The organism is Paenibacillus sp. sgz302164 (genome assembly GCF_056120505.1).
The window spans coordinates 48136-66460 of sequence record NZ_JBVYOL010000030.1; the positions used below are offsets into that span (position 1 = coordinate 48136).

Consider the following 18325-nt stretch of genomic DNA (forward strand, 5'->3'; position numbering starts at 1 on the left):
GGAGTCTGAACGATGTCGACAGAAAAAAAACGGCTCAGCCTGCAGAAAAGAATTGTGTTCATGCTTACTGGAGTCACGGTAGTCATGCTTTCGTTAATGATGGCCGTCGACACCGTCAGCCTGAACAAATCGATCAGGGAGGCTTACGTCAGCCAAATTAACGGAATCGCCATTGCAATCAACGCGAGGTATGAAGAAGGGCGTTCGATCGGCGATGTCCAGCAAATGATTGATTACATACAGATCAAGAACAATCGCGTTTTGGAGCTGAAGCTTTACAACATGGAAGGCCTTATTTTGGCCTCTTCCCAGCACGAAGAAATCGGCAAACAATTTTCACCTTCCCAAATGAAGTATCCGCTGAGCCATTCGATTATCGACCGCGCGCCTATGGAAGAGAACGATAAGCCCGTCGTACGGTTGACAGCTCCCTTGGAGGAAGGCGGGACGATGGTCGGCGCCGTGGAAGTTATTTTCGATTCGACGGAAGAAACTGCGCTGCTGAATACCCGTACAAGGCTTATTTTGGTTGTCGGCGCCAGCATCGCCTTGCTGCTTTCGGTGATTTTATGGCTGATTTTACGGAAAATGGTTATTATCCCGCTCATCAAGCTGCGCGAAGCCGCCAACTGGGTCAAGCAGGGGGGCAAGCTGCCGAAGCTGGAGTTTCAGGCTTCTCCCGAAATCGAGGATGTCTCGGACGCGTTCAATGAGATGGTGAACATTCTCGATGAGCGGTATCAGGAGCTGCAGCAAGCGCTCCACAGACTCAAACAGACACAGGATAAGCTCGTTCAATCGGAAAAAATGAGCGCTCTCGGCGGCCTCGTTGCCGGCGTTTCCCATGAAATCAACACGCCGATCGGCATAGGGGTGACGGCGGTCTCCTATTTGGATGAAAAAACGAAGCATTTTCAGCAGTTGTATCAAACAGGCAAAATGAAGAAATCGGATCTCGAACAATTTTTGACGGTTGTCGAAGAAACGAACGGTATGGTGCAGTCCAATCTGGAGCGCGCGTCTGCGCTGATTCGGAGTTTCAAGCAAATATCCGTGGATCAAAGCGTGGAAGTCAAACGTTCGTTCCATCTTCGCGAGTATTTGGAGGGTGTCGTAGTCAGCCTGAAGCCTTCTTTGAAAAAAACGCGGCTGCGCGTCCATATCGAGTGTGACGAACAGCTTGTCCTGTACAGCTATCCCGGAGCTTTGTCGCAAATTATGACCAATCTGGTCATGAATTCTTTGAACCACGCGTTTGCCCCGGAGGAGGAAGGCAACTTGCATTTTCGCGTTATGACGAGCGAAGATAGCGTCCATCTGGTTTATACGGACGATGGCAAAGGCATGACGCAGGAGGTGCTTGCGCATATTTTCGATCCGTTTTTTACGACGAGCCGCGGGAAGGGCGGGACAGGCCTCGGCATGAACATTGTGTATAATTTGGTTACCCAAACGTTAGGCGGAACGATGAGCTGTTCCAGTACGCTGGGACAAGGAAGCTTGTTCCATATCGAAATTCCGAAAGAGGAGGAATCCCTATAATGAAGCCGAAAGATCCAATTATTCAGACGGATGAAGCGCTGTTTGCGGACGATCAAGACGACCAGCTCTTATTCGCAGCGGAAGAAGACATGGATTCCAATACGAAAGAAAACCACGACAAAGAAGCGTGGGTCGTCCTGATCGTCGATGACGAGCAGCAAATTCACCAGGTCACCAAGATGGTGCTGCAGGATTTTGAGTTTGACGGCAAAAAGCTGGAATTCCACTGCGCCTACTCGGGTTCCGAGGCCAGGCAGCTTCTGCGCGAACAGCCGAACGCCGCATTGATTTTATTGGATGTGGTCATGGAACATGACGAAGCCGGACTGCAAATCGTCAAATTTATTCGCGAGGAGCTCAAGAACAGCTCGATCCGCATTATTTTACGGACGGGGCAGCCGGGCCAGGCGCCGGAAAAAACCGTCATTACGGAATACGACATCAATGATTACAAGGAGAAAACGGAACTTACGGCACAAAAGCTGTTCACGACGGTCATAGCCTCGCTGCGTTCCTACCGCGATATTAAAACGATTGAAAAAAGCCGAAATGGCCTGGAGGAAATTATCAAATCCGCCTCTACGCTGTTCGAGCTGCAATCGATGAAAAAGTTCGCCTCCGGCGTGCTGACTCAATTGACTTCCATCGTCAATTTGCATAAAAATGCGATTCACTGCAGCTTCGCCGTGACGAGGGGCGTCGAGGACATTTATGTTTTGGCTGCCAGCGGAGATTACGCATCCAGCAGCGACAAGAGAGCCAGGGACGTCGTTCCGGCCGATGTGATGCGGGAAATCGAAGAGGCGTTTCGCTCGAAAAAAAGCCGGTTTGCCCCCGAACATTTCGTCATTTACTTTCAAAGCAAGATGGGGATGGAAAACGTTATTTTTATGAACGGATTCAAGTCGCTCAGCGAATGGGAACATTACCTGATCGATATTTACTGCGCGAATGTTTCGGTCGCCTTTGAAAATATATATTTGAACGAGGAATTGGAGAGCACGCAGCAGGAAATCATTTACACGATGGGCGAGATTACGGAAACGCGGTCGCAGGAAACAGGCTATCATGTGAAGCGCGTTGCCGAATATTCGCACCTGCTGGCGCTGAAGTACGGGCTTTCCGAGCAGGAAGCCGAAATCATCCGTCTCGCTTCGCCCATGCACGACGTCGGGAAGGTCGGGATTCCCGATGCGATTTTGAATAAGCCGGGCCGCTTAACAGAGGAAGAGTTCGGCGTCATGAAAACGCACTCCGACCTCGGGTACGAAATGCTCAAGCATTCGAACAAGCAGGTGCTGCATGCGGCTGCGGTCATCGCCAAAGAGCATCACGAGAAGTACGACGGAACGGGCTATCCGCAGGGATTGCGGGGGGAAGAGATCCATATTTACGGCAGGATTACCGCGCTGGCCGACGTATTTGACGCTTTGTGCAGCGACCGCGTGTACAAGAAAGCGTGGGAGCTCGACCGGGTGCTGGAGCTGCTGCAGCAGGAGCGCGGCAGGCATTTTGATCCGGTTATTGTAGATTTGTTTTTGGACAATCTCGATGAGTTTTTGGCGATCAAGGAGTCTTACGCATAAGCCTGAAGGAGCCCGACCGGGCATAAAAAGCGGCGCGAACCCCCATACTAAGCAAAACGTGCGGGAGGTGAGCAGGGTGTCCAAACGGGCGGATAAAAAGGAAAATCAGCAAAATAAAGCTAATTTCACGGAAGAAATGACGAACTTGACGGCAAAAAAGGCGGACGATTATGTGCCGAGCTTGAATAACATCAGCAAGAACGAACAATAAGTCCCGCACAATGCGCCCCTTGATCTTAGCGAAGATCAGGGGGCATTTTTAAAAAGGGATTGAAAGAAGGTGCCGTTTTGGAAGGAATCGGACTCGTACTGGAAGGCGGCGGGATGAGAGGTGTCTACACCGCGGGGGTCTTGGAATATTTTATGAAGCAAGATTGGTATTTCCCATACATTGCAGGCGTATCGGCGGGCGCATGCAACGCCGTTTCATACATCTCCCGACAGCGCGGTCGCAATAAAAAAGTGACGATCGGATATATCGCCGATCCCCGATATTTGAGTTACCGCAATTTATTCCGGCATAAAAGCATATTCGGCATGGATTTTATTTTCAAAGAATTGCCTAACCGTTTGGAGCCGTTCGATTACGATGCGTTCTACGCGTCGCCGCAGCAGCTGGTCATCGGGACGACGGACGCACATACGGGCAAGCCCGTGTATTATACGAAGCATGAGCTGATGAAGGATACGATGCCTATCGTTCAAGCATCCAGCAGTCTCCCCTTCGTGTCCACGCCGATTCATTATAACGGGAAAGTTTTGTTTGACGGCGGGCTTGTCGATCCGATCCCGATTCAAAAGTCGCTGGCCGATGGCAACAGCAAGCATATTATCGTTTTAACGAAGGAGCAGGGTTACCGCAAAAGTCCGTTCAAGCAAAAATGGCTCGCCAAAAGCTTCTATCCGCGCTACCGCGGTCTCATAGACGTCCTCGTGAACCGAAGCGAGATTTATAACCGCACCCTGGATACGATCGAACGCTTGGAGCGGGAGGGACATGCCATCGTGATTCGCCCATCTTCAACTGTCCGGGTTGGCCGCATGGAGAAAGATGCAGGCAAGCTGGAAGAACTCTACGAGCTGGGCTACACGGATGCCCAAAGAGAAAGCGGACGGATCAAGGCTTGGATCGAATCGGAAAAATAAAAATATAAACGGAGCCAAACTGGACTTTTTGCCAAGCTGCCGATATAATGGTTTAAGAACTAATGTTCGTATTTTTTTGAAAAGGGAGCTGGCGGCAGCGATGGTGATAAGATGCGGTTGGGTAAATGAAGATCCGTTGTATATCGATTACCACGATCACGAGTGGGGAGTCCCTGTTCATGACGATCGCAAGCTGTTCGAAATGTTGAATCTGGAAGGCGCTCAGGCCGGGTTAAGCTGGTATACGATTTTGAAAAAGCGCGGGCATTACCTCGAAGCTTTCGATCAATTCGATGCGGAACGCATTGCCGGGTATGACGACGCAAAGCTCGAATCGCTGATGCAGAACGCCGGAATCGTGCGCAATCGGCTGAAAATTGCGGCGGTGGTGCAGAATGCGAAATCGTTCCTGAAGGTGCAGCAGGAGTTCGGAAGCTTCGACCGCTACATATGGGGGTTCGTAGGCGGAGAACCGGTCATCCATCACTGGGACGACCTGCGCAGCGTTCCTGCCTCGACGGCTCAATCCGATGCCATGAGCAAGGATTTGAAAAAGCGAGGCTTCAAATTCGTAGGCTCCACGATTTGCTATGCATTCATGCAAGCGACAGGAATGGTTAACGATCATACGAGAGCTTGTTTCCGGTACAACGGCAATCGGGCATGACAGAAGCGTGCTGCTTCCATCTGACATTCGTCAATGGGCAGCACGCTTTTGTTGTATTATGCATACTGGAGCTGTTTTTCCAAAAGGTTGGCTTTGATGAGATGGATTCGTTTGCGGATATAAAAATCGTACACCGCTCCGGTTAATTCGCGCGGCTTGACCAATGTGTTCGTATCGTTGTCAATGATCGTAACGGAGCCGTCATCATAAAACTTGAACGTGTAGTCGCAGTAGTAATGGCTGTCTTCGTCCAGCATTTCATCGATTTGAGCGGGCAGAAGGCTATCGCTGTTACACAATGCCTTATGGTACCAATAGTCTCGCTCAATAAAACGGAAATTGTGACTTGTATTCATCGTGTAAACAACCTCCTTCACTCAAATAGAACATTTGTTTGTATATCTATAATATACCAAACATTCGTTCGTAATGGAAGAGTTTTGCATGAAAATTTTAATAAAAATTCATACTATTTTCGCGGGCACAATGAAAGCGGGAGGGAAGCGCACTATGGCCAATAAAAAAGCTGACGGCACGCAAGAGGCGGAGGCTGTTTCAGGGCAAAACGGGAAGCAGGGCAGATCGGCGGCAAAAAAGAAATCCAAATAAAACAAAAGAACAAGCAAGCTCCGGGCGGGGCTTGCTTGTTCTTTGGCGGGCATCAAACCGGCTGCGACTTGATGTGTTCGGTAATGGCAATTCCGTGCATTCTGCCGGTTTCAATGAAGATTTCGTTGGCATCGTACTTGGAGGAAGCGACGACCCCGGCTACGTATAAGCCTTGGATGTTCGTCTGCATCGTTTCCGGGTCGATCAGCGGGGCGCCCGTTTCTTCATGGAAACGGACGCCAAGTCCGGTGAGAAGCTTACGGTCCGGACGGAAGCCGGTCAGCGCCAGAACGAAGTCGTTGTCCAGTTGGACGAGCTCGCCGCCGCGCCGGACATGAACGAGCTGTTCCTCAATCCGCTCTACCTGGGAATCGAACCACATTTTGACGCGCCCTTTATTCACCATGCTTTCGAAAATCGGTCTGACCCACGGCTTAATGTTGGCCGAAAACTGGCTTCCGCGGTAAACGACGGTTACTTCCGCTCCGACGCGCAGCAGGTCCATGGCCGCGTCCACGGCGGAGTTGTTCCCGCCGATGATAGCCACTTTTGTCCCCGTATAGGGGTGCGCTTCTTTGTAGTAATGCGTCACTTTCCAAAGCTCCTCGCCGGGGATGCCAAGCATGTTCGGAGCGTCGAAGTAGCCTGTCGCGACAACGACGAAGCGGGCCGTGTAGGACGATTTTTGGCCTGCGCGGTTTTCCGTATGTACGCTGAATCCGCTCTCCGACCGTTCGATGGAGACGACCTCTTCATAGGACCGGATGCGCAGCTGCTCGCGCCGGGCGACTTCCCTGTAATAGACGAGAGCTTCCTGGCGGTAAGGCTTCTCGTGAGGCGTGACAAACGGATAGCCGCCGATCTCGAGCAGCTCGGGAGTGCTGAAAAATTGCAAATAGGTCGGGTATAAATAAATGGAGTGCACGATCGAACTTTTTTCTATGAGTAATGGAGAGAGGCCTGCGCGCTGTAAGGCAACAGCTGCCGACAACCCGCACGGACCCGCTCCGATGACAATAACTTGTTCCACGACAAAATCCTCCTTGGTTCATTTTCTCTTCTCATACTACCGCAAGTAGAGGAAAGATGCCAAGGTTGATTCGCAATCGCACGGCCTCCGGGCCGAAATCAGGACTGGTTTAAGGTCCTGTCTTCCCGCTCTTCGCTGATATCGTCTTTGGCGATATTGACCGGCGTCGTGTTTTTGGCGTTTTCCAAAGTGTCGTTGACGAATTCCAGATCCTGATTTTCCGCCTTCATGTTCGCTGTGCCGGTGTAGTTGCCCGTATGTATTTTGTTTTCCATGATCGAATTTCCTTTCCATGCAAAATATGGTACAAAATTAACGTGCGCCGGGAAGCCGAATTTTATGCAAAAGGATGAAACTTCGCCGGGCTGCCACCGTCTAAAAAGATATAGCGAAGTACGGGAGGATGGTCCGCCATGATCCAAGAGCTCACCGGTCAATTAACCGCTGCAAAAGAAAAAGGCCGCATGCAGCGCATTTGGCAAGAACGAATGGCTGCCCTGGAACGGCAGCTTGCAGAGGAAATATACCGGGTTTGCACATGGGAAGAGTGGCTGAGAAAAGAGCAGGACGGTGTCGACAAGCTGAAAAAGCACTCTTTTATCGGCTTTTTGTACAGGGTGTTTCATAAAAAAGAAGCGCAGCCGACGGCGGAACAACAAAAGAGATTGGAAGCGAAGCTGAAGTACGACGAGGCCGTACGCGAGCGAGATCTCATTCAACAGCATATCGACGAGCTTAAGCTCAAGCTGGACGCGGTAAGATTTTGGGATTTGGAGGTGGAAAAGCTCACAAAGGATATCGAGCGGCACATTTTTTTGACGGATTCGCATAAAAGTAATAAGCTTCGCCTTCTGACCGAACAACAAGCCCAGCTCAGGCATCGTTCCGGGGAGCTCAAAGAAGCCGAAGGAGCCGGAAGTATCGTTGCCGGACATTTACAAAACGCGCTGGAAACGCTCCGCTCGGCAAAAAGTTGGGGCGTATTTGACATGATCGGCGGAGGGCTTCTAACCACGCATATTAAAAACGAAAAAATCGACGAGGCGATGGAGCACATTCAAAGTGCCCGGACGAGCTTGGGCAATTTGGCGAAAGAACTGAAGGACGTAGAGCTATCGCTCGACATAGATATCGGGATCAGCGGATTTCTGCGGTTTGCCGATTACTTTTTCGACGGCCTTGTAAGCGACTGGCTCGTTCAAGACAAAATTCAGGACACGTTATCGCAGGTAGAGGAGAAGCTGGATGCGGTCAACGGCATTTTGCGCGCATTGGAGCGGGAGCGCCTAAAAACCGAGAGCGCGTTGGCCGAAGCTGTCAGGCGGTATGAGGAATTGATCGCAAATTAACCGGGGCAGTTACCTCCGGGTAAGTTAATGAAGCTTTTTATAGCTCTTATGTACGATTCGGGTATGCGCTATAATAAACAATATCGTGAATTTTGGAAGGAGAAGATGTAGCATGAGCCGTACGAGCATTAAACATATGGTGACTTTTAGTTTGCATGCGGGCAAAGACAACCCTGAAGCCGAAGCGTTCCTCAAAGAGAGCGCAGCGCAGTTGGCGCCGATTCCGGGAGTGGAGCAGTTCGAAGTTTTCCGCCAGGTGAGCGCAAAAAACGATTACGACTACGGATTTTCGATGGTATTCGCCGATCAGGCCGCATATGACGCCTATAATGTCCACCCTGTGCATCAAACTTATGTGGCGGAACGCTGGCTGAAGGAAGTTAGCCGTTTTCAGGAAATCGATTTCCAATATTACGAAAAATTAAACGGTTGAGGAGTGGGGCGCGATGCTCAATCGAACTATCGGACGGCTCGGAATCGAAAGCTCCGTATTGATGTTCGGGGCAGCGAAACTCGGTCAAGTGACGCAGGAAGAAGCGGATTCGTCGATCTCGCATGCGCTGGAGCATGGGGTGAATCATTTCGATACGGCGGCGAGCTACGGGGATGCGGAGCTGCGTCTGGGCCCCTGGATGCCCCGCATTCGCGGCGATATTTTTCTGGCCACAAAAACCGGCGAACGGACGAAAGAGAAGGCGAAAGCGGAAATTTACCGCTCACTGGAAAGATTGCAGACGGATACGATAGATTTGATCCAACTGCACGCGGTCGGCGATTTGAAAGAGCTGGATGCCTGCACGCAAAAGGGCGGCGCGCTGGAAGCGCTCATCGAAGCCAAAGAAGCCGGGATCGTCAAAGCGATCGGCATTACCGGCCACGGTCATCAGGCGCCTGCGACGCATACCGAAGCGCTTAAGCGCTTTCCGTTCGATACGGTGCTGCTTCCGCTCAACTATCATTTGTATTCCCGCGAGGCGTACAGGGACGATTTTGAGCAGTTTCTGGAACAAGCGAATGCGTCCGGCGCTGCGGTCAGAGCGATCAAGGCGATAGCCAAAGGTCCGTGGGCCGAAGAGCAGAGCCGCTCCTATTCGACTTGGTACGAACCTTTCGATCAGCAGGAAATTATCGATGCGTGCGTGCATTTCGTCCTTTCTTTTTCGGCGATTGCAGGTTTCGCGAGCGCAGGAGATATCCACCTGTTCCCCAAAATCGTCGCAGCCGTCGAACGCTTCGATTCGGACCGGGCGATGAGCTCCGGCGAGGCTGAGCAAATTTTGAGTGCGATTCCCGACTACGCTTCGCCTTTCGGGGCTCCGACGTCGATCGCATAAACCTCGCGGATCTTCCCTGAAAAGGGCTGATTCCCAGGCAGTACATGCTGCTTGGGGGCAGCCCGTTTTTTTTCGTCAAAAACAAGGTGAGGTGCGCGTGGATAATCATGGTATACTATAAATTATGAAATAGCGGAGGGAGAATCCATATCCATTATGATACCGATCAAGCTGCCAAAAGAAGAAAAAGAAGTTCTTATCGATGCCCTGCAAGCTCACCTGGAGATGGATCATGGCATCACTCTCGGCCGAATGGGCTCCGAACAATTGGTGGATACGATGCTGCAGCAGCTTGCCGTGCCGGTTTATAATCTGGCATTGGAAGACGCAAGAAAAACGCTGCTGGAAAAAATGGCTTCGCTGGAAGACGAGCTTTACGCGATGCGCAAAGCTTCGCCGCAGCGCAGAAGCTGAACATGAGGGTACCGGCGGGAATCAAAGCGGTGCTGTTCGATCTGGACGGAACGCTGCTCGATCGCGATACCTCTTTGCGGTATTTCGTCAGCGATCAGTATGACCGTTGGCGGCCGCAAATGCCTCATGTCCCCAAAGATCCGTTTGCGGATGCATTTATCGAACTGGACGAACACGGCTACGTGTGGAAAGATACGGTGTATCAAAAGCTCATAGCGCGCTTCGCCATCGGAGGCATCGGCTGGGAAGCGCTGCTTCAAGATTATTTGGATCATTTCAGCCTCCACGCCAGACCGTATGAGGGAGCGCTGGAAGTTTTGCACCGATTCAAGGAGCAGGGCATCAAACTGGGCATCGTCACCAACGGCAAGGAACTGCTGCAAAGCCGGGGTATCCGCGCGCTTGGACTCGACCGTCTGATGGATGTTATATTGATTTCAGAATCCGAGGGCGTCCGCAAGCCGGATGTTGACATATTTGCCAGAGCGCTCGGCCGGCTCGGCGTGTCGCCGGAGGAAGCCTATTTTGTCGGCGATCATCTGGAGAACGATGTAGCGGCCAGCCGTCGTGCCGGCATGAAAGCGGTCTGGAAACGAAATGGGCATGAGCCGGAGCCGTCCGCTCGCACGTGGGATGCATGTTTCAGCCACTATGAAGAACTGCCGGAATTGCTGTCGGAGCTGTAACATACAGGAGAGGGGAGACGTACCTAACCGTGGGCAAAGCAGAGGAACTATTCGACATCTACGATGAAAAAATGAATTGGCTCGGCGTTGCGCCGCGCTCCGAGGCGCATGCCAAAGGATTGTGGCACCGCACATTTCAATGCTGGATCGTCAGCTGCGAGACGGATACGCCGGAGCTGCTGCTGCAGCTTCGCCATCCGGATAAAGACTTGTTCCCGGATCTGCTGGACATTTCGTGCGCAGGGCATTTGGCCGCAGGAGAAACGGTGCAGGACGGAATCCGGGAGCTGGAGGAAGAATTGGGGCTGCGGGCCGAATTTGACGAGCTGCTCGCCTGCGGTATTTTTGCCGAGGAAGATCATATTTCCGAAAAGCTGACGGATCGGGAGTTTTGCCATGTGTTCGTTCACAGGTGCGACCGGCCTTTGAACAGCTACACGCTGCAGCCGGAGGAAGTAAGCGGCCTGTTCGCGGTTTCCATCGCGGAGCTTGAAGCGCTGATTCATCGCCGGTCCGATTCCATTGCTGCCAGAGGCGTAGTGCCGGCGGAGAGCGGCGAGCTGAAGCCGGTCAGCCGTACCGTCGAGCGCGAGCTTCTGGTGCCGCATCCGGCGGCGTACTATGAGATGGTTTTTCGCGCGATCAAGGAAATGAATCTGGCCGGATAGAGCAAAAAAAGAACCGGAGCAGCCGGGCGATATGACGCGGAAAACAAGCGGCCGAATCGGTTCGGCGCGCCGTTGATTGCGTCTCTCGCAAACGGCAGTCGGTTCTTTGTGGATGACGGAGAGTCGTCCCTAGACAAAGTAAGCATGCGCGATGTAAACATAAGCGACATAGCATACGACGGAAAGCAGCATGACGGCAGCTCCGGCAGCTTTCTTTTGTTTGAACATCAGCAGCAGTCCGGCGCTGAACACAGATCCGATAATAATCATGGAAATAAAAGTTAGTACGCCCACCCGAAAATTCCTCCTTACAGTTTGCTCGCGTAATCGCGCACCATTTGCTCGGTTACATATGAGCGCAGAGGGGAAATGCCCTGCTTGGCGTGCGCAGCGATGGCCGCCGTAATGGCGTTGATGCGATCTACCGTAAAAGGGAGCCCGTTCCTGCACAGCTTGACGCACTCGTCGATAGCCTGCTCGCGCTGCTCGTCCAATGCGGCGAATTGGACCAAATGCATATGCTGTTTCGTGGAATGTCTGGTTATCGCTTCATGTACACTCATGTTCTGTTTCTCCTTTAACGAACGGATATGTCTAATCCAGTATACACGATGACCGGCGCATGGAACAATGAAAACGGTGAAAGCGGTAAAAATAAGGCGACAAGTACGAACTTAAGTAAAGCGGAGTGAAACGAATGCAAGCGTTACCCATCGAATCGGCACTGCCGGAATTAAGACAAGCGCTGCGCTCCTCCTCATGCGCCGTGCTGATCGCGGCCCCGGGAGCCGGGAAGACTACGCAAGTCCCTATCGCCCTTCTGAACGAGCCTTGGCTCGGAGAGCAAAAAATCGTCATGCTGGAGCCGCGCCGGCTCGCCGCGCGGGCGGCAGCCCGGTATATGGCCGGCAAGTTGGGCGAACAAGTCGGACAAACCGTCGGATTCCGCGTAAAAATGGAAACGAAAGTAGGGCCGCAGACCCGCATTGAAGTCATCACGGAAGGCGTGCTTACGCGGATGCTGCAAGCCGATCCGGCGCTGGAAGGGATCGGAGCGGTCATTTTCGACGAGTTCCACGAACGAAGCCTGCATGCGGATTTGGGACTCGCGCTGAGCCGGCAGTCGCAAAGCTTGCTGCGCGAAGATTTGCGCATCCTGGTCATGTCTGCGACGCTCGAGGCCGAGCCTGTGGCGGATATGCTGGATCATGCGCCCATCATTCACAGCGAGGGCAGGGCGTTTCCCGTGGAAACCCATTATGCAAGCGGCAAAGTCGGAGGCAGCATCGAACCGCACGTCGTTCGCTGCGTCATCCATGCTTTGCAGGCTCATGAAGGAAGCATCCTTGTGTTTTTGCCGGGAGCGGCGGAAATACGCCGCGTGCAAGCGGGGCTGGCCGCGCAAATGGCGGACAAAACCGTAGACATTGCGCCGCTTTACGGCAATATGCCCTTGGAGGCGCAGGATAAGGCGCTCGCCCCGTGCCGGCCGGGCCGCAGAAAAGTGGTGCTGGCGACCGCGATCGCGGAGACCAGCTTGACGGTCGAGGGCGTCGCCGTCGTGATCGACTCCGGCCTCATGCGCGTGCCGCGCTTCTCGCCGCGCACCGGCATGACCCGGCTCGTGACGGTGCCGGTGTCGCAAGCCTCGGCGGACCAGCGCAGAGGCCGCGCAGGCAGGCTCGGTCCGGGCGTGTGCTACCGCCTGTGGACCGAGCACGAGCAGCGCCAGCTGCCTCCGAGCGGCACGCCCGAGATCCGCGAAGCGGACCTCGCGCCGCTGGCGCTCGAGCTGGCGGCCTGGGGCGCGCCCGAGCCGGCCGAGCTGCGCTGGCTCGACCCGCCTCCCGCCGCCGCGTACCGGCAGGCGCGGGAACTGCTCGCGCAGCTGGGCGCGCTGCACGAGGGCGGCAGCCTGACGCCGCACGGCCGACGCCTCGCGGAGCTGGGGCTGCACCCCAGGCTTGCGCACATGGTGCTGCAAGCCGTGCCGCTCGGGCTCGGCGCAATGGCGTGCGAGCTCGCGGCCATCCTCGGCGAGCGCGATTTCCTGCGCGGCGCCGGCGGCGGCGATGCGGATGTGCGCACCCGCATCGAGGCGCTTTGGAGCGCTGCCCGGAGGGAGCAGCGCACGGACGCCGAAGCCGAAGCAAGCGGCTTCGATTTGGCCCTGGCCCGCCGCATCCTGGCGGAGGCCAGGGCGCTGCAGCGCCAGCTCGGCATCCGCCCGAGCGGCGCGGAAAGGGCCGATGCGAGCGGGCTGCTGCTCGCATTCGCCTATCCCGACCGGATCGCGCAGCTCCGGTCGACCGGGCGCTTTTTGCTCAGCAGCGGCCGCGGGGCCGTGCTGACCGAGCTTCAAGCGCTCTCGAACGAGCGCTATCTCGCCTGCGCGGAGCTTGACGATCAGGGCGCGGAGAGCCGCATCTATATGGCGGCTCCGCTGGCGGAAGAGGAGTTGACCGGCGCATTCGCCGACCGGTTGGAGAAGGAACAGGAAGTGTTCTGGGACTCCGCTTCCCAGTCTGTCAAAGCCAGGCAGCGCATCCGGCTCGGCGCGCTGACGATCAAAGAAGCTCCTGTCCACGAGCCGGAACCGGAACAGCGGCTCAAAGCGCTGCTTCACGGCATCAGAAGCGAAAAAACGGACATGCTTCCCTGGACCCGCGCAGCGAGGCAGTTTCAGCAGCGCGTCATGTTTTTGCAGCGGTTTGACGCCGCGTGGCCCGATCTGAGCAACCCCGCACTGATGGAATCGCTGGAAGACTGGCTCGGCCCGCATCTGTACGGGCTGAAAAGTCGCAGCGATCTTCAGCGCCTGCAGCTTATCTCCATCTGGGAGGATATGTTGTCCTGGGAACAGCGCAGGCAGCTTGACGAATGGGCGCCTACGCATATTACGGTACCCAGCGGCTCCCGTATTCCGGTCGATTATAGCGACCTCGGCGCGCCGTCCTTGTCGGTCAGGCTCCAGGAGCTGTTCGGACTGGAGAAGTCGCCGCGCATTGCCCGCGGGCAAGTGGCGCTGACGCTGCATCTGCTTTCGCCGGCGCAGCGGCCCGTGCAGGTGACTAAGGATTTGTCCAGCTTCTGGAAAAACGCTTATTTTGAAGTGAAAAAAGATTTGAAAGGACGCTATCCGAAGCATTATTGGCCGGACGACCCGCTTGCCGCGCAGCCGACGAACAGGGCGAAACCCCGCTCATGATATTCCGGTCTGCGACAAAACGGATCTCGATTTATTTGTCGGCCGGTTATGCGACCGCTCCGGACTTCCTGCATGGATGCGCCGAGGAGCTTGCCGGCCGTTTTCATCAGTCGGGTTGGAGCTGCCGGGTGCGCGTCTTTTTTCCTTACGGGGACTGGTCCCGCAAAGGGCGTCTGCAGCTGCACGAAATCGCCAGCGATCTTTGGAATGGCGCCCGGCAAAAAAGCGCCGCTTACGGAGGCAAAAGCTTGAGCGATTTCGTAAGCGAGCACTCGGCGCCCGATGAGCCGCTGCTTCTGATCGGACACAGCGGCGGCGGGGTCGCCTCCGTTCACGCCGCCTCCCGCCTGGAGCGGGCGGGCCGGAGCATAGCCGGGGTGATCCAGATCGGATCGCCCAAATGCGCCGTCCCCGCGGACTTGCGGCAGCGCGTTCTTTATATATACGCGGCCGGCGACCGCACGGCTGGCCGGGCCGCCGATCCGGTGACCCGGATCGGCACGTGGGGCGGGTGGGTCCCGGCCCGCGCCATCGGCTGGCGCTGGGCTCCCCGGAAGCACGCGCCGGCTTTCGTCAAGCCGCTTCGGCTTGCCGGCGGTCATGCCGATTATTTTCGCGACCATCCGCTTTTCGTCCTGGACGGGGAAAGCAATTTGCAGCAGACGGCACACACGATTTGGTCATGGCTTTGCGAAACATATCCGCATCAATTTACATAGAGGAAAGGATGTTGTCCATGTTTGAAATTTTGCGGGCAAGTATGCGTCACAGCAAGGAGGAAGGGTACGTCGGCCAAGTTGCCTTTCGGGTGGAAGGCCATCCGCTGCCTTACGAGATTACACTGTACAGCACCAATCGAAAAGAATGGGGCTACGGGCTGCATTTTCAGGGCGAATCCGGCAGTGAAGAACATATTTCGGCTGTGGAAGAAATGCTCGAAGACGATGAGTGGTTCGATCAGCTTGTTGACGCTGCCAATGCATCTTCTTAGCATGGAATCGCGACTACTTGAAGAGAGGACTGTCGGCAGCTATGGCGGGAGAAACACGTAAACGCTTAGGCGTTGGCAGAACGGCGGAAGTGTTTGAAGAGAGCGAGCGGACGGTGCTAAAGCTTTTTTATCCGAATCAGTCCCCTGATCTGGTTGAAAGCGAGTATGAGGCAAGCTTGCGTGTATTCCGGCTCGGGCTGCCTGTCCCGGAACCGCTGGAGCGGGTACATGTAGATGGGCGGCAGGGCATCCGCTATGAGCGCGCCTCCGGGAGAACGATGCTGGAAACGATCGGCCGCACGCCGTGGAACTGCTCCAAACTGGCGCGCCGCTTAGCTTCGCTGCATGTTGAGATTCATCGGCATCAAGCTGCGGATTTTCCCAAACTGAGCGAAGTGTGGGAGCATCGGATTCGCCATGCGCCTTTGTTGAACGACGCGGATAAATCGGAAATCGTGGAGCGGCTGCATGCGCTTGGCGGCGGGGAAGGACTGTGCCACGGCGACCTGCATCCCGACAATGTCATGATCGGAACGCGCACATGGGTGATGGACTGGATGACCGGAATGAGCGGAAACACGATGGCGGACGCCGCGCGGACGGCTCTCATTTTGCGCACGGGCCAAGTGCCCGAGGGCGTCTCGAAGCCGATGGCCGCATTGATCGCGTTTATTCAGAAGCGGTTTTATGCTTCGTACATTCACGAATATCTCAAGCTGTCCGGACGGAGCATGGAGGAGATTGAAGCGTGGATTTTGCCTGCCGCCGCGGCCAGATTGGTTGAGCATTTGAGCGATAACGAGAAACGGGTTTTATTTCAATTGATTCAATTCAAACTAAAGGGAGCTGCGGGCCGTGGATTTGGAAGTCAAACAGCTACTGAAAGAAACTTACGACAATAACGCCAGGTACAGGGATACGAATGACATGCAGGCTTGGAAAACGGAGGAGATGGACGAGTTTGCCGCCACACTCCGGACGGAAGGCCGCGGTATGAAGCTGCTGGATTTGGGGAGCGGTCCCGGGCAGCAGGCGGTTTATTTGCGCGAGCGGGGCTGTGAGGTCGTTTGCGTCGATTTATCGGAGGAAATGGTGCGCATTTGCCGGGAAAAAGAGCTCGAAGCGTATGCGATGGATTTTTACCGGCTTGATCTGCCTGCCGCTTCGTTCGATGCGGTTTGGACGATGAACGCCCTGCTGCATGTGCCGAAGGCGAGTCTGGTTGAAGTGCTGAGGAATATCGAACGGGTGTTGAAACCGGACGGTATTTTGTACATGGGCTTGTACGGAGGCTGCGAAAGCGAAGGCATTTGGGAAGAGGACAGCTACCGGCCGCAGCGCTTTTTTGCTTTTTATGAGGATGAGCATATTCAAAAGAAAGTACGCGAAGTTTTCGACATTGTCCGGTTTCGAGTGCTGTCCATGGGGGATGACATGAAACTCGATTACCAATCCATTTTAGCCAGGAAAAAAGGGGCTGCCCCACAAGTCAATTGATTTTCTGCCCCGCTTTGCCCGGATTTTTACCTGAAGAAAGGACCTCGTTCTCCGCTTGGCAGTGGAATTTGAGGTCCTTTTGCGTCGGGTGCTTCAATCTGCTTGCTATCCGCGCTTATCCGCTTCCTTTTTTAACCCAAAATAAACCCCTGAAATTAACGTTAGAAACAGTAAATAACCGAAGAAGCTGTATACATGCATCCACTTATCCGAATGGAGAAACACCCCTAGCCGCTCTGCTAGCATTTCCAAAAATGGCATTAACAAGCTGACCAACAGGACTATACCTGCCCTCGTCCATCGATCCATTTGGGAAAGACAGTACAAAAAAACCATCGTCCATATAGGCAATCCGATTAGAGTGAAGATGATATTAATCGAAAAAATTTCCGGCAGCAGCCTGTGAGGAAACTGATACATCCCTTTGCCGACAAAATAGAGATCGGAGTACGTACCAAGCAGTGATGCGAGCATTGCACATGTTAAACTATCTTGATTCCAAAAAGCTAATCGTCTTTTTGGCGAGCGCAGCAACTTCAAGCCGTTCCAATGTTTTACAGTATTCACCCTTAATCTCTCCGTCCGTCATTTCAATATCATCCTTTAAATAATCCGCCACGCCTATATCTTGAAACCAATCCCCCGGTTCCGCTTCCGGCTGGCTGACATTTTTCCAGGCATACTCAAGTCTTGGACTGTATATTCTCCTTGCTCCCTCGCGGAGACGGCACGATTTTAACCTAAATGGATAAGTAATTCCCGGTGCGCCTTCATTTACATCATTGAATAAATGCGGCCAGTAATCCTTCCTTGATCCGGTATGCGGATGCCGTTTCGCCCAATCCAGGGCCTGCCTATTAAAATCCTTATTTGCAAACAAAACGGCATATAGCCTTTTCCCAAGCAAAATTCGCTCATGAAGAGACTGGAAATGGTGAAGTGTCCGCCCCTTTACATTCCCACCTTCCGAAGGAAACAGAATTTGATTAAATGACAGCCAATCCTGAAGATGAAATTTGATTTTGTCTAATATTTCATTTTGATAATAGGGATTTTGAATGACCCTCTGTTCCAAGTAGCTTTGTTCATTGATAACTAACGCTATACAAACAATATACGTATCTCGGGCTCTCCAAAAATAGTTCCAAATCGTTTCCATAAAAATAGAAACATTCAGTTGAGGCAGCAGATAAAACAATGGTTTATTTTGCTTTAAACTTTCATCGTAAAGTAGAAATTGCGGGTATACATCTTGGAAAATCAGCCAGTTGCCGCGTTCTAAAAAATGGAAAAACGATTCCTGCTCCTTTTTTGTGAGCAATTTGGTTAAATATTCTCCCTTGAGATCGGTCATATTCCATCCGCCGTTCCGTGATACCATATGGCCTAAAAATGCCCAATGGATTTCAGGATGCCGGAGATAAAACTCGAGATAGGCTTTTGTTCTAGTCACATTATTAAGGTTGTGGCTTTGGGTAATCAATCTAACATTGTTCAAAAGTTTGTTCTCTGAAAGCGATAACTCATTTGAAATGGCATGGGAATGTTTCTCTCTTTTCTTTAATTCCTCGCGAATCGTTTCAAGAGGTGTTTTGGGG

The 18325-nt window shown here is 53.5% G+C and carries 23 protein-coding genes; 16 read left to right on the forward strand and 7 right to left on the reverse strand.

Features of this window, described 5'->3' with window-relative positions; genetic code table 11:
• The first annotated feature begins 12 nt into the window (after positions 1-12).
• From AC0LWT_RS33110 to AC0LWT_RS33130, 5 genes are all read left to right on the forward strand, one after another.
• Positions 13-1542 carry a HAMP domain-containing sensor histidine kinase gene (locus AC0LWT_RS33110; RefSeq protein ID WP_474685594.1) on the forward strand — a complete coding sequence of 510 codons (1530 nt, stop codon included), beginning with the start codon at positions 13-15 and terminating at the stop codon, positions 1540-1542.
• A complete protein-coding gene (locus AC0LWT_RS33115) occupies positions 1542-3128 on the forward strand; it encodes a DUF3369 domain-containing protein (RefSeq protein WP_474685596.1) in 1587 nt (528 codons plus the stop codon). Before AC0LWT_RS33110 ends, AC0LWT_RS33115 begins: the two co-directional genes overlap by 1 nt.
• A 76-nt stretch (positions 3129-3204) precedes the next feature.
• A complete protein-coding gene (locus AC0LWT_RS33120; protein ID WP_474685598.1) occupies positions 3205-3339 on the forward strand; it encodes a hypothetical protein in 135 nt (44 codons plus the stop codon).
• 77 nt (positions 3340-3416) lie between these two features.
• The gene (locus AC0LWT_RS33125) at positions 3417-4274 is read left to right on the forward strand and encodes a patatin-like phospholipase family protein (protein ID WP_474685600.1); all 858 of its coding nucleotides are present in this window, start codon (positions 3417-3419) and stop codon (positions 4272-4274) included.
• A 100-nt stretch (positions 4275-4374) separates the two neighbouring features.
• On the forward strand, positions 4375-4941 hold the full coding sequence (locus AC0LWT_RS33130) for a DNA-3-methyladenine glycosylase I (RefSeq protein ID WP_474685602.1): 567 nt from the start codon (positions 4375-4377) through the stop codon (positions 4939-4941).
• A 56-nt stretch (positions 4942-4997) separates the two neighbouring features.
• On the opposite strand, the gene AC0LWT_RS33135 is transcribed toward AC0LWT_RS33130, so the two are convergent.
• The 3 genes from AC0LWT_RS33135 to AC0LWT_RS33145 all read right to left on the reverse strand — a co-directional run bounded on the left by AC0LWT_RS33135 (position 4998) and on the right by AC0LWT_RS33145 (position 6855).
• Positions 4998-5297: a hypothetical protein gene (locus tag AC0LWT_RS33135; protein WP_474685604.1), complete on the reverse strand. Its 300-nt coding sequence runs from the start codon at positions 5295-5297 to the stop codon at positions 4998-5000.
• Positions 5298-5602: 305 nt separating this feature from the next.
• Entirely contained in the window at positions 5603-6580 is a 978-nt protein-coding gene (locus AC0LWT_RS33140; protein WP_474685605.1) for a YpdA family putative bacillithiol disulfide reductase, read from the reverse strand.
• 98 nt (positions 6581-6678) lie between these two features.
• A complete protein-coding gene (locus tag AC0LWT_RS33145) occupies positions 6679-6855 on the reverse strand; it encodes a hypothetical protein (RefSeq protein WP_474685608.1) in 177 nt (58 codons plus the stop codon).
• A gap of 138 nt (positions 6856-6993) precedes the next feature.
• On the opposite strand from AC0LWT_RS33145, the gene AC0LWT_RS33150 reads away from it, so the two are divergent.
• The 6 genes from AC0LWT_RS33150 to AC0LWT_RS33175 all read left to right on the forward strand — a co-directional run bounded on the left by AC0LWT_RS33150 (position 6994) and on the right by AC0LWT_RS33175 (position 11031).
• Complete coding sequence (locus AC0LWT_RS33150; RefSeq protein WP_474685610.1) at positions 6994-7929, forward strand: hypothetical protein; 936 nt, start codon at positions 6994-6996, stop codon at positions 7927-7929.
• 112 nt (positions 7930-8041) lie between these two features.
• Positions 8042-8362 (forward strand): Dabb family protein, encoded by a 321-nt coding sequence (locus tag AC0LWT_RS33155; protein WP_474685612.1) that lies wholly within the window; start codon positions 8042-8044, stop codon positions 8360-8362.
• A 13-nt stretch (positions 8363-8375) separates the two neighbouring features.
• Entirely contained in the window at positions 8376-9263 is an 888-nt protein-coding gene (locus AC0LWT_RS33160) for an aldo/keto reductase (RefSeq protein ID WP_474685614.1), read from the forward strand.
• A gap of 156 nt (positions 9264-9419) precedes the next feature.
• On the forward strand, positions 9420-9677 hold the full coding sequence (locus AC0LWT_RS33165; RefSeq protein WP_474685616.1) for a DUF2164 domain-containing protein: 258 nt from the start codon (positions 9420-9422) through the stop codon (positions 9675-9677).
• A gap of 2 nt (positions 9678-9679) precedes the next feature.
• Positions 9680-10363, forward strand: coding sequence for an HAD family hydrolase (locus tag AC0LWT_RS33170; protein ID WP_474685618.1), 684 nt, complete (start codon positions 9680-9682; stop codon positions 10361-10363).
• 29 nt (positions 10364-10392) lie between these two features.
• The gene (locus AC0LWT_RS33175) at positions 10393-11031 is read left to right on the forward strand and encodes an NUDIX hydrolase (protein WP_474685620.1); all 639 of its coding nucleotides are present in this window, start codon (positions 10393-10395) and stop codon (positions 11029-11031) included.
• Positions 11032-11160: 129 nt separating this feature from the next.
• On the opposite strand, the gene AC0LWT_RS33180 is transcribed toward AC0LWT_RS33175, so the two are convergent.
• A complete protein-coding gene (locus AC0LWT_RS33180) occupies positions 11161-11325 on the reverse strand; it encodes a hypothetical protein (protein ID WP_474685621.1) in 165 nt (54 codons plus the stop codon).
• 14 nt (positions 11326-11339) lie between these two features.
• The gene (locus AC0LWT_RS33185) at positions 11340-11594 is read right to left on the reverse strand and encodes a DUF2533 family protein (protein WP_474685623.1); all 255 of its coding nucleotides are present in this window, start codon (positions 11592-11594) and stop codon (positions 11340-11342) included.
• Positions 11595-11728: 134 nt separating this feature from the next.
• Here AC0LWT_RS33185 and hrpB point away from each other — a divergent pair, with 134 nt between their 5' ends.
• From hrpB to AC0LWT_RS33210, 5 genes are read left to right on the forward strand one after another with little or no spacing between them, the layout of a single operon-like run.
• Positions 11729-14239: an ATP-dependent helicase HrpB gene (gene hrpB, locus AC0LWT_RS33190; RefSeq protein WP_474685626.1), complete on the forward strand. Its 2511-nt coding sequence runs from the start codon at positions 11729-11731 to the stop codon at positions 14237-14239.
• A complete protein-coding gene (locus AC0LWT_RS33195) occupies positions 14236-14958 on the forward strand; it encodes a lipase family protein (RefSeq protein ID WP_474685628.1) in 723 nt (240 codons plus the stop codon). The genes hrpB and AC0LWT_RS33195 overlap by 4 nt, the downstream gene beginning before the upstream one ends.
• A gap of 17 nt (positions 14959-14975) precedes the next feature.
• Positions 14976-15230 carry a hypothetical protein gene (locus tag AC0LWT_RS33200; protein ID WP_474685630.1) on the forward strand — a complete coding sequence of 85 codons (255 nt, stop codon included), beginning with the start codon at positions 14976-14978 and terminating at the stop codon, positions 15228-15230.
• Between the two features lie 17 nt (positions 15231-15247).
• A complete protein-coding gene (locus AC0LWT_RS33205; RefSeq protein ID WP_474685632.1) occupies positions 15248-16132 on the forward strand; it encodes an aminoglycoside phosphotransferase family protein in 885 nt (294 codons plus the stop codon).
• Positions 16086-16727, forward strand: coding sequence for a class I SAM-dependent methyltransferase (locus tag AC0LWT_RS33210; RefSeq protein ID WP_474685634.1), 642 nt, complete (start codon positions 16086-16088; stop codon positions 16725-16727). Before AC0LWT_RS33205 ends, AC0LWT_RS33210 begins: the two co-directional genes overlap by 47 nt.
• Positions 16728-16832: 105 nt before the next feature.
• Here the strand turns inward: AC0LWT_RS33210 and AC0LWT_RS33215 are convergent, their stop codons facing one another.
• Positions 16833-17294 carry a CBO0543 family protein gene (locus AC0LWT_RS33215; protein ID WP_474685636.1) on the reverse strand — a complete coding sequence of 154 codons (462 nt, stop codon included), beginning with the start codon at positions 17292-17294 and terminating at the stop codon, positions 16833-16835.
• On the reverse strand, positions 17215-18303 hold the full coding sequence (locus AC0LWT_RS33220) for a DUF2515 domain-containing protein (protein WP_474685675.1): 1089 nt from the start codon (positions 18301-18303) through the stop codon (positions 17215-17217). The genes AC0LWT_RS33215 and AC0LWT_RS33220 overlap by 80 nt, the downstream gene beginning before the upstream one ends.
• Positions 18304-18325: the final 22 nt, after the last annotated feature.

Bases quoted from the DNA above. Each gene is read 5' to 3' on its own strand.
- AC0LWT_RS33145 (WP_474685608.1), bottom strand. From the start codon at position 6,855: ATGGAAAACAAAATACATACGGGCAACTACACCGGCACAGCGAACATG.
- hrpB (WP_474685626.1), top strand. From the start codon at position 11,729: ATGCAAGCGTTACCCATCGAATCGGCACTGCCGGAATTAAGACAAGCG.
- AC0LWT_RS33160 (WP_474685614.1), top strand. From the start codon at position 8,376: ATGCTCAATCGAACTATCGGACGGCTCGGAATCGAAAGCTCCGTATTG.
- AC0LWT_RS33150 (WP_474685610.1), top strand. From the start codon at position 6,994: ATGATCCAAGAGCTCACCGGTCAATTAACCGCTGCAAAAGAAAAAGGC.
- AC0LWT_RS33195 (WP_474685628.1), top strand. From the start codon at position 14,236: ATGATATTCCGGTCTGCGACAAAACGGATCTCGATTTATTTGTCGGCC.
- AC0LWT_RS33170 (WP_474685618.1), top strand. From the start codon at position 9,680: ATGAGGGTACCGGCGGGAATCAAAGCGGTGCTGTTCGATCTGGACGGA.
- AC0LWT_RS33135 (WP_474685604.1), bottom strand. From the start codon at position 5,297: ATGAATACAAGTCACAATTTCCGTTTTATTGAGCGAGACTATTGGTAC.
- AC0LWT_RS33165 (WP_474685616.1), top strand. From the start codon at position 9,420: ATGATACCGATCAAGCTGCCAAAAGAAGAAAAAGAAGTTCTTATCGAT.
- AC0LWT_RS33130 (WP_474685602.1), top strand. From the start codon at position 4,375: ATGGTGATAAGATGCGGTTGGGTAAATGAAGATCCGTTGTATATCGAT.
- AC0LWT_RS33185 (WP_474685623.1), bottom strand. From the start codon at position 11,594: ATGAGTGTACATGAAGCGATAACCAGACATTCCACGAAACAGCATATG.
- AC0LWT_RS33155 (WP_474685612.1), top strand. From the start codon at position 8,042: ATGAGCCGTACGAGCATTAAACATATGGTGACTTTTAGTTTGCATGCG.
- AC0LWT_RS33110 (WP_474685594.1), top strand. From the start codon at position 13: ATGTCGACAGAAAAAAAACGGCTCAGCCTGCAGAAAAGAATTGTGTTC.
- AC0LWT_RS33115 (WP_474685596.1), top strand. From the start codon at position 1,542: ATGAAGCCGAAAGATCCAATTATTCAGACGGATGAAGCGCTGTTTGCG.
- AC0LWT_RS33200 (WP_474685630.1), top strand. From the start codon at position 14,976: ATGTTTGAAATTTTGCGGGCAAGTATGCGTCACAGCAAGGAGGAAGGG.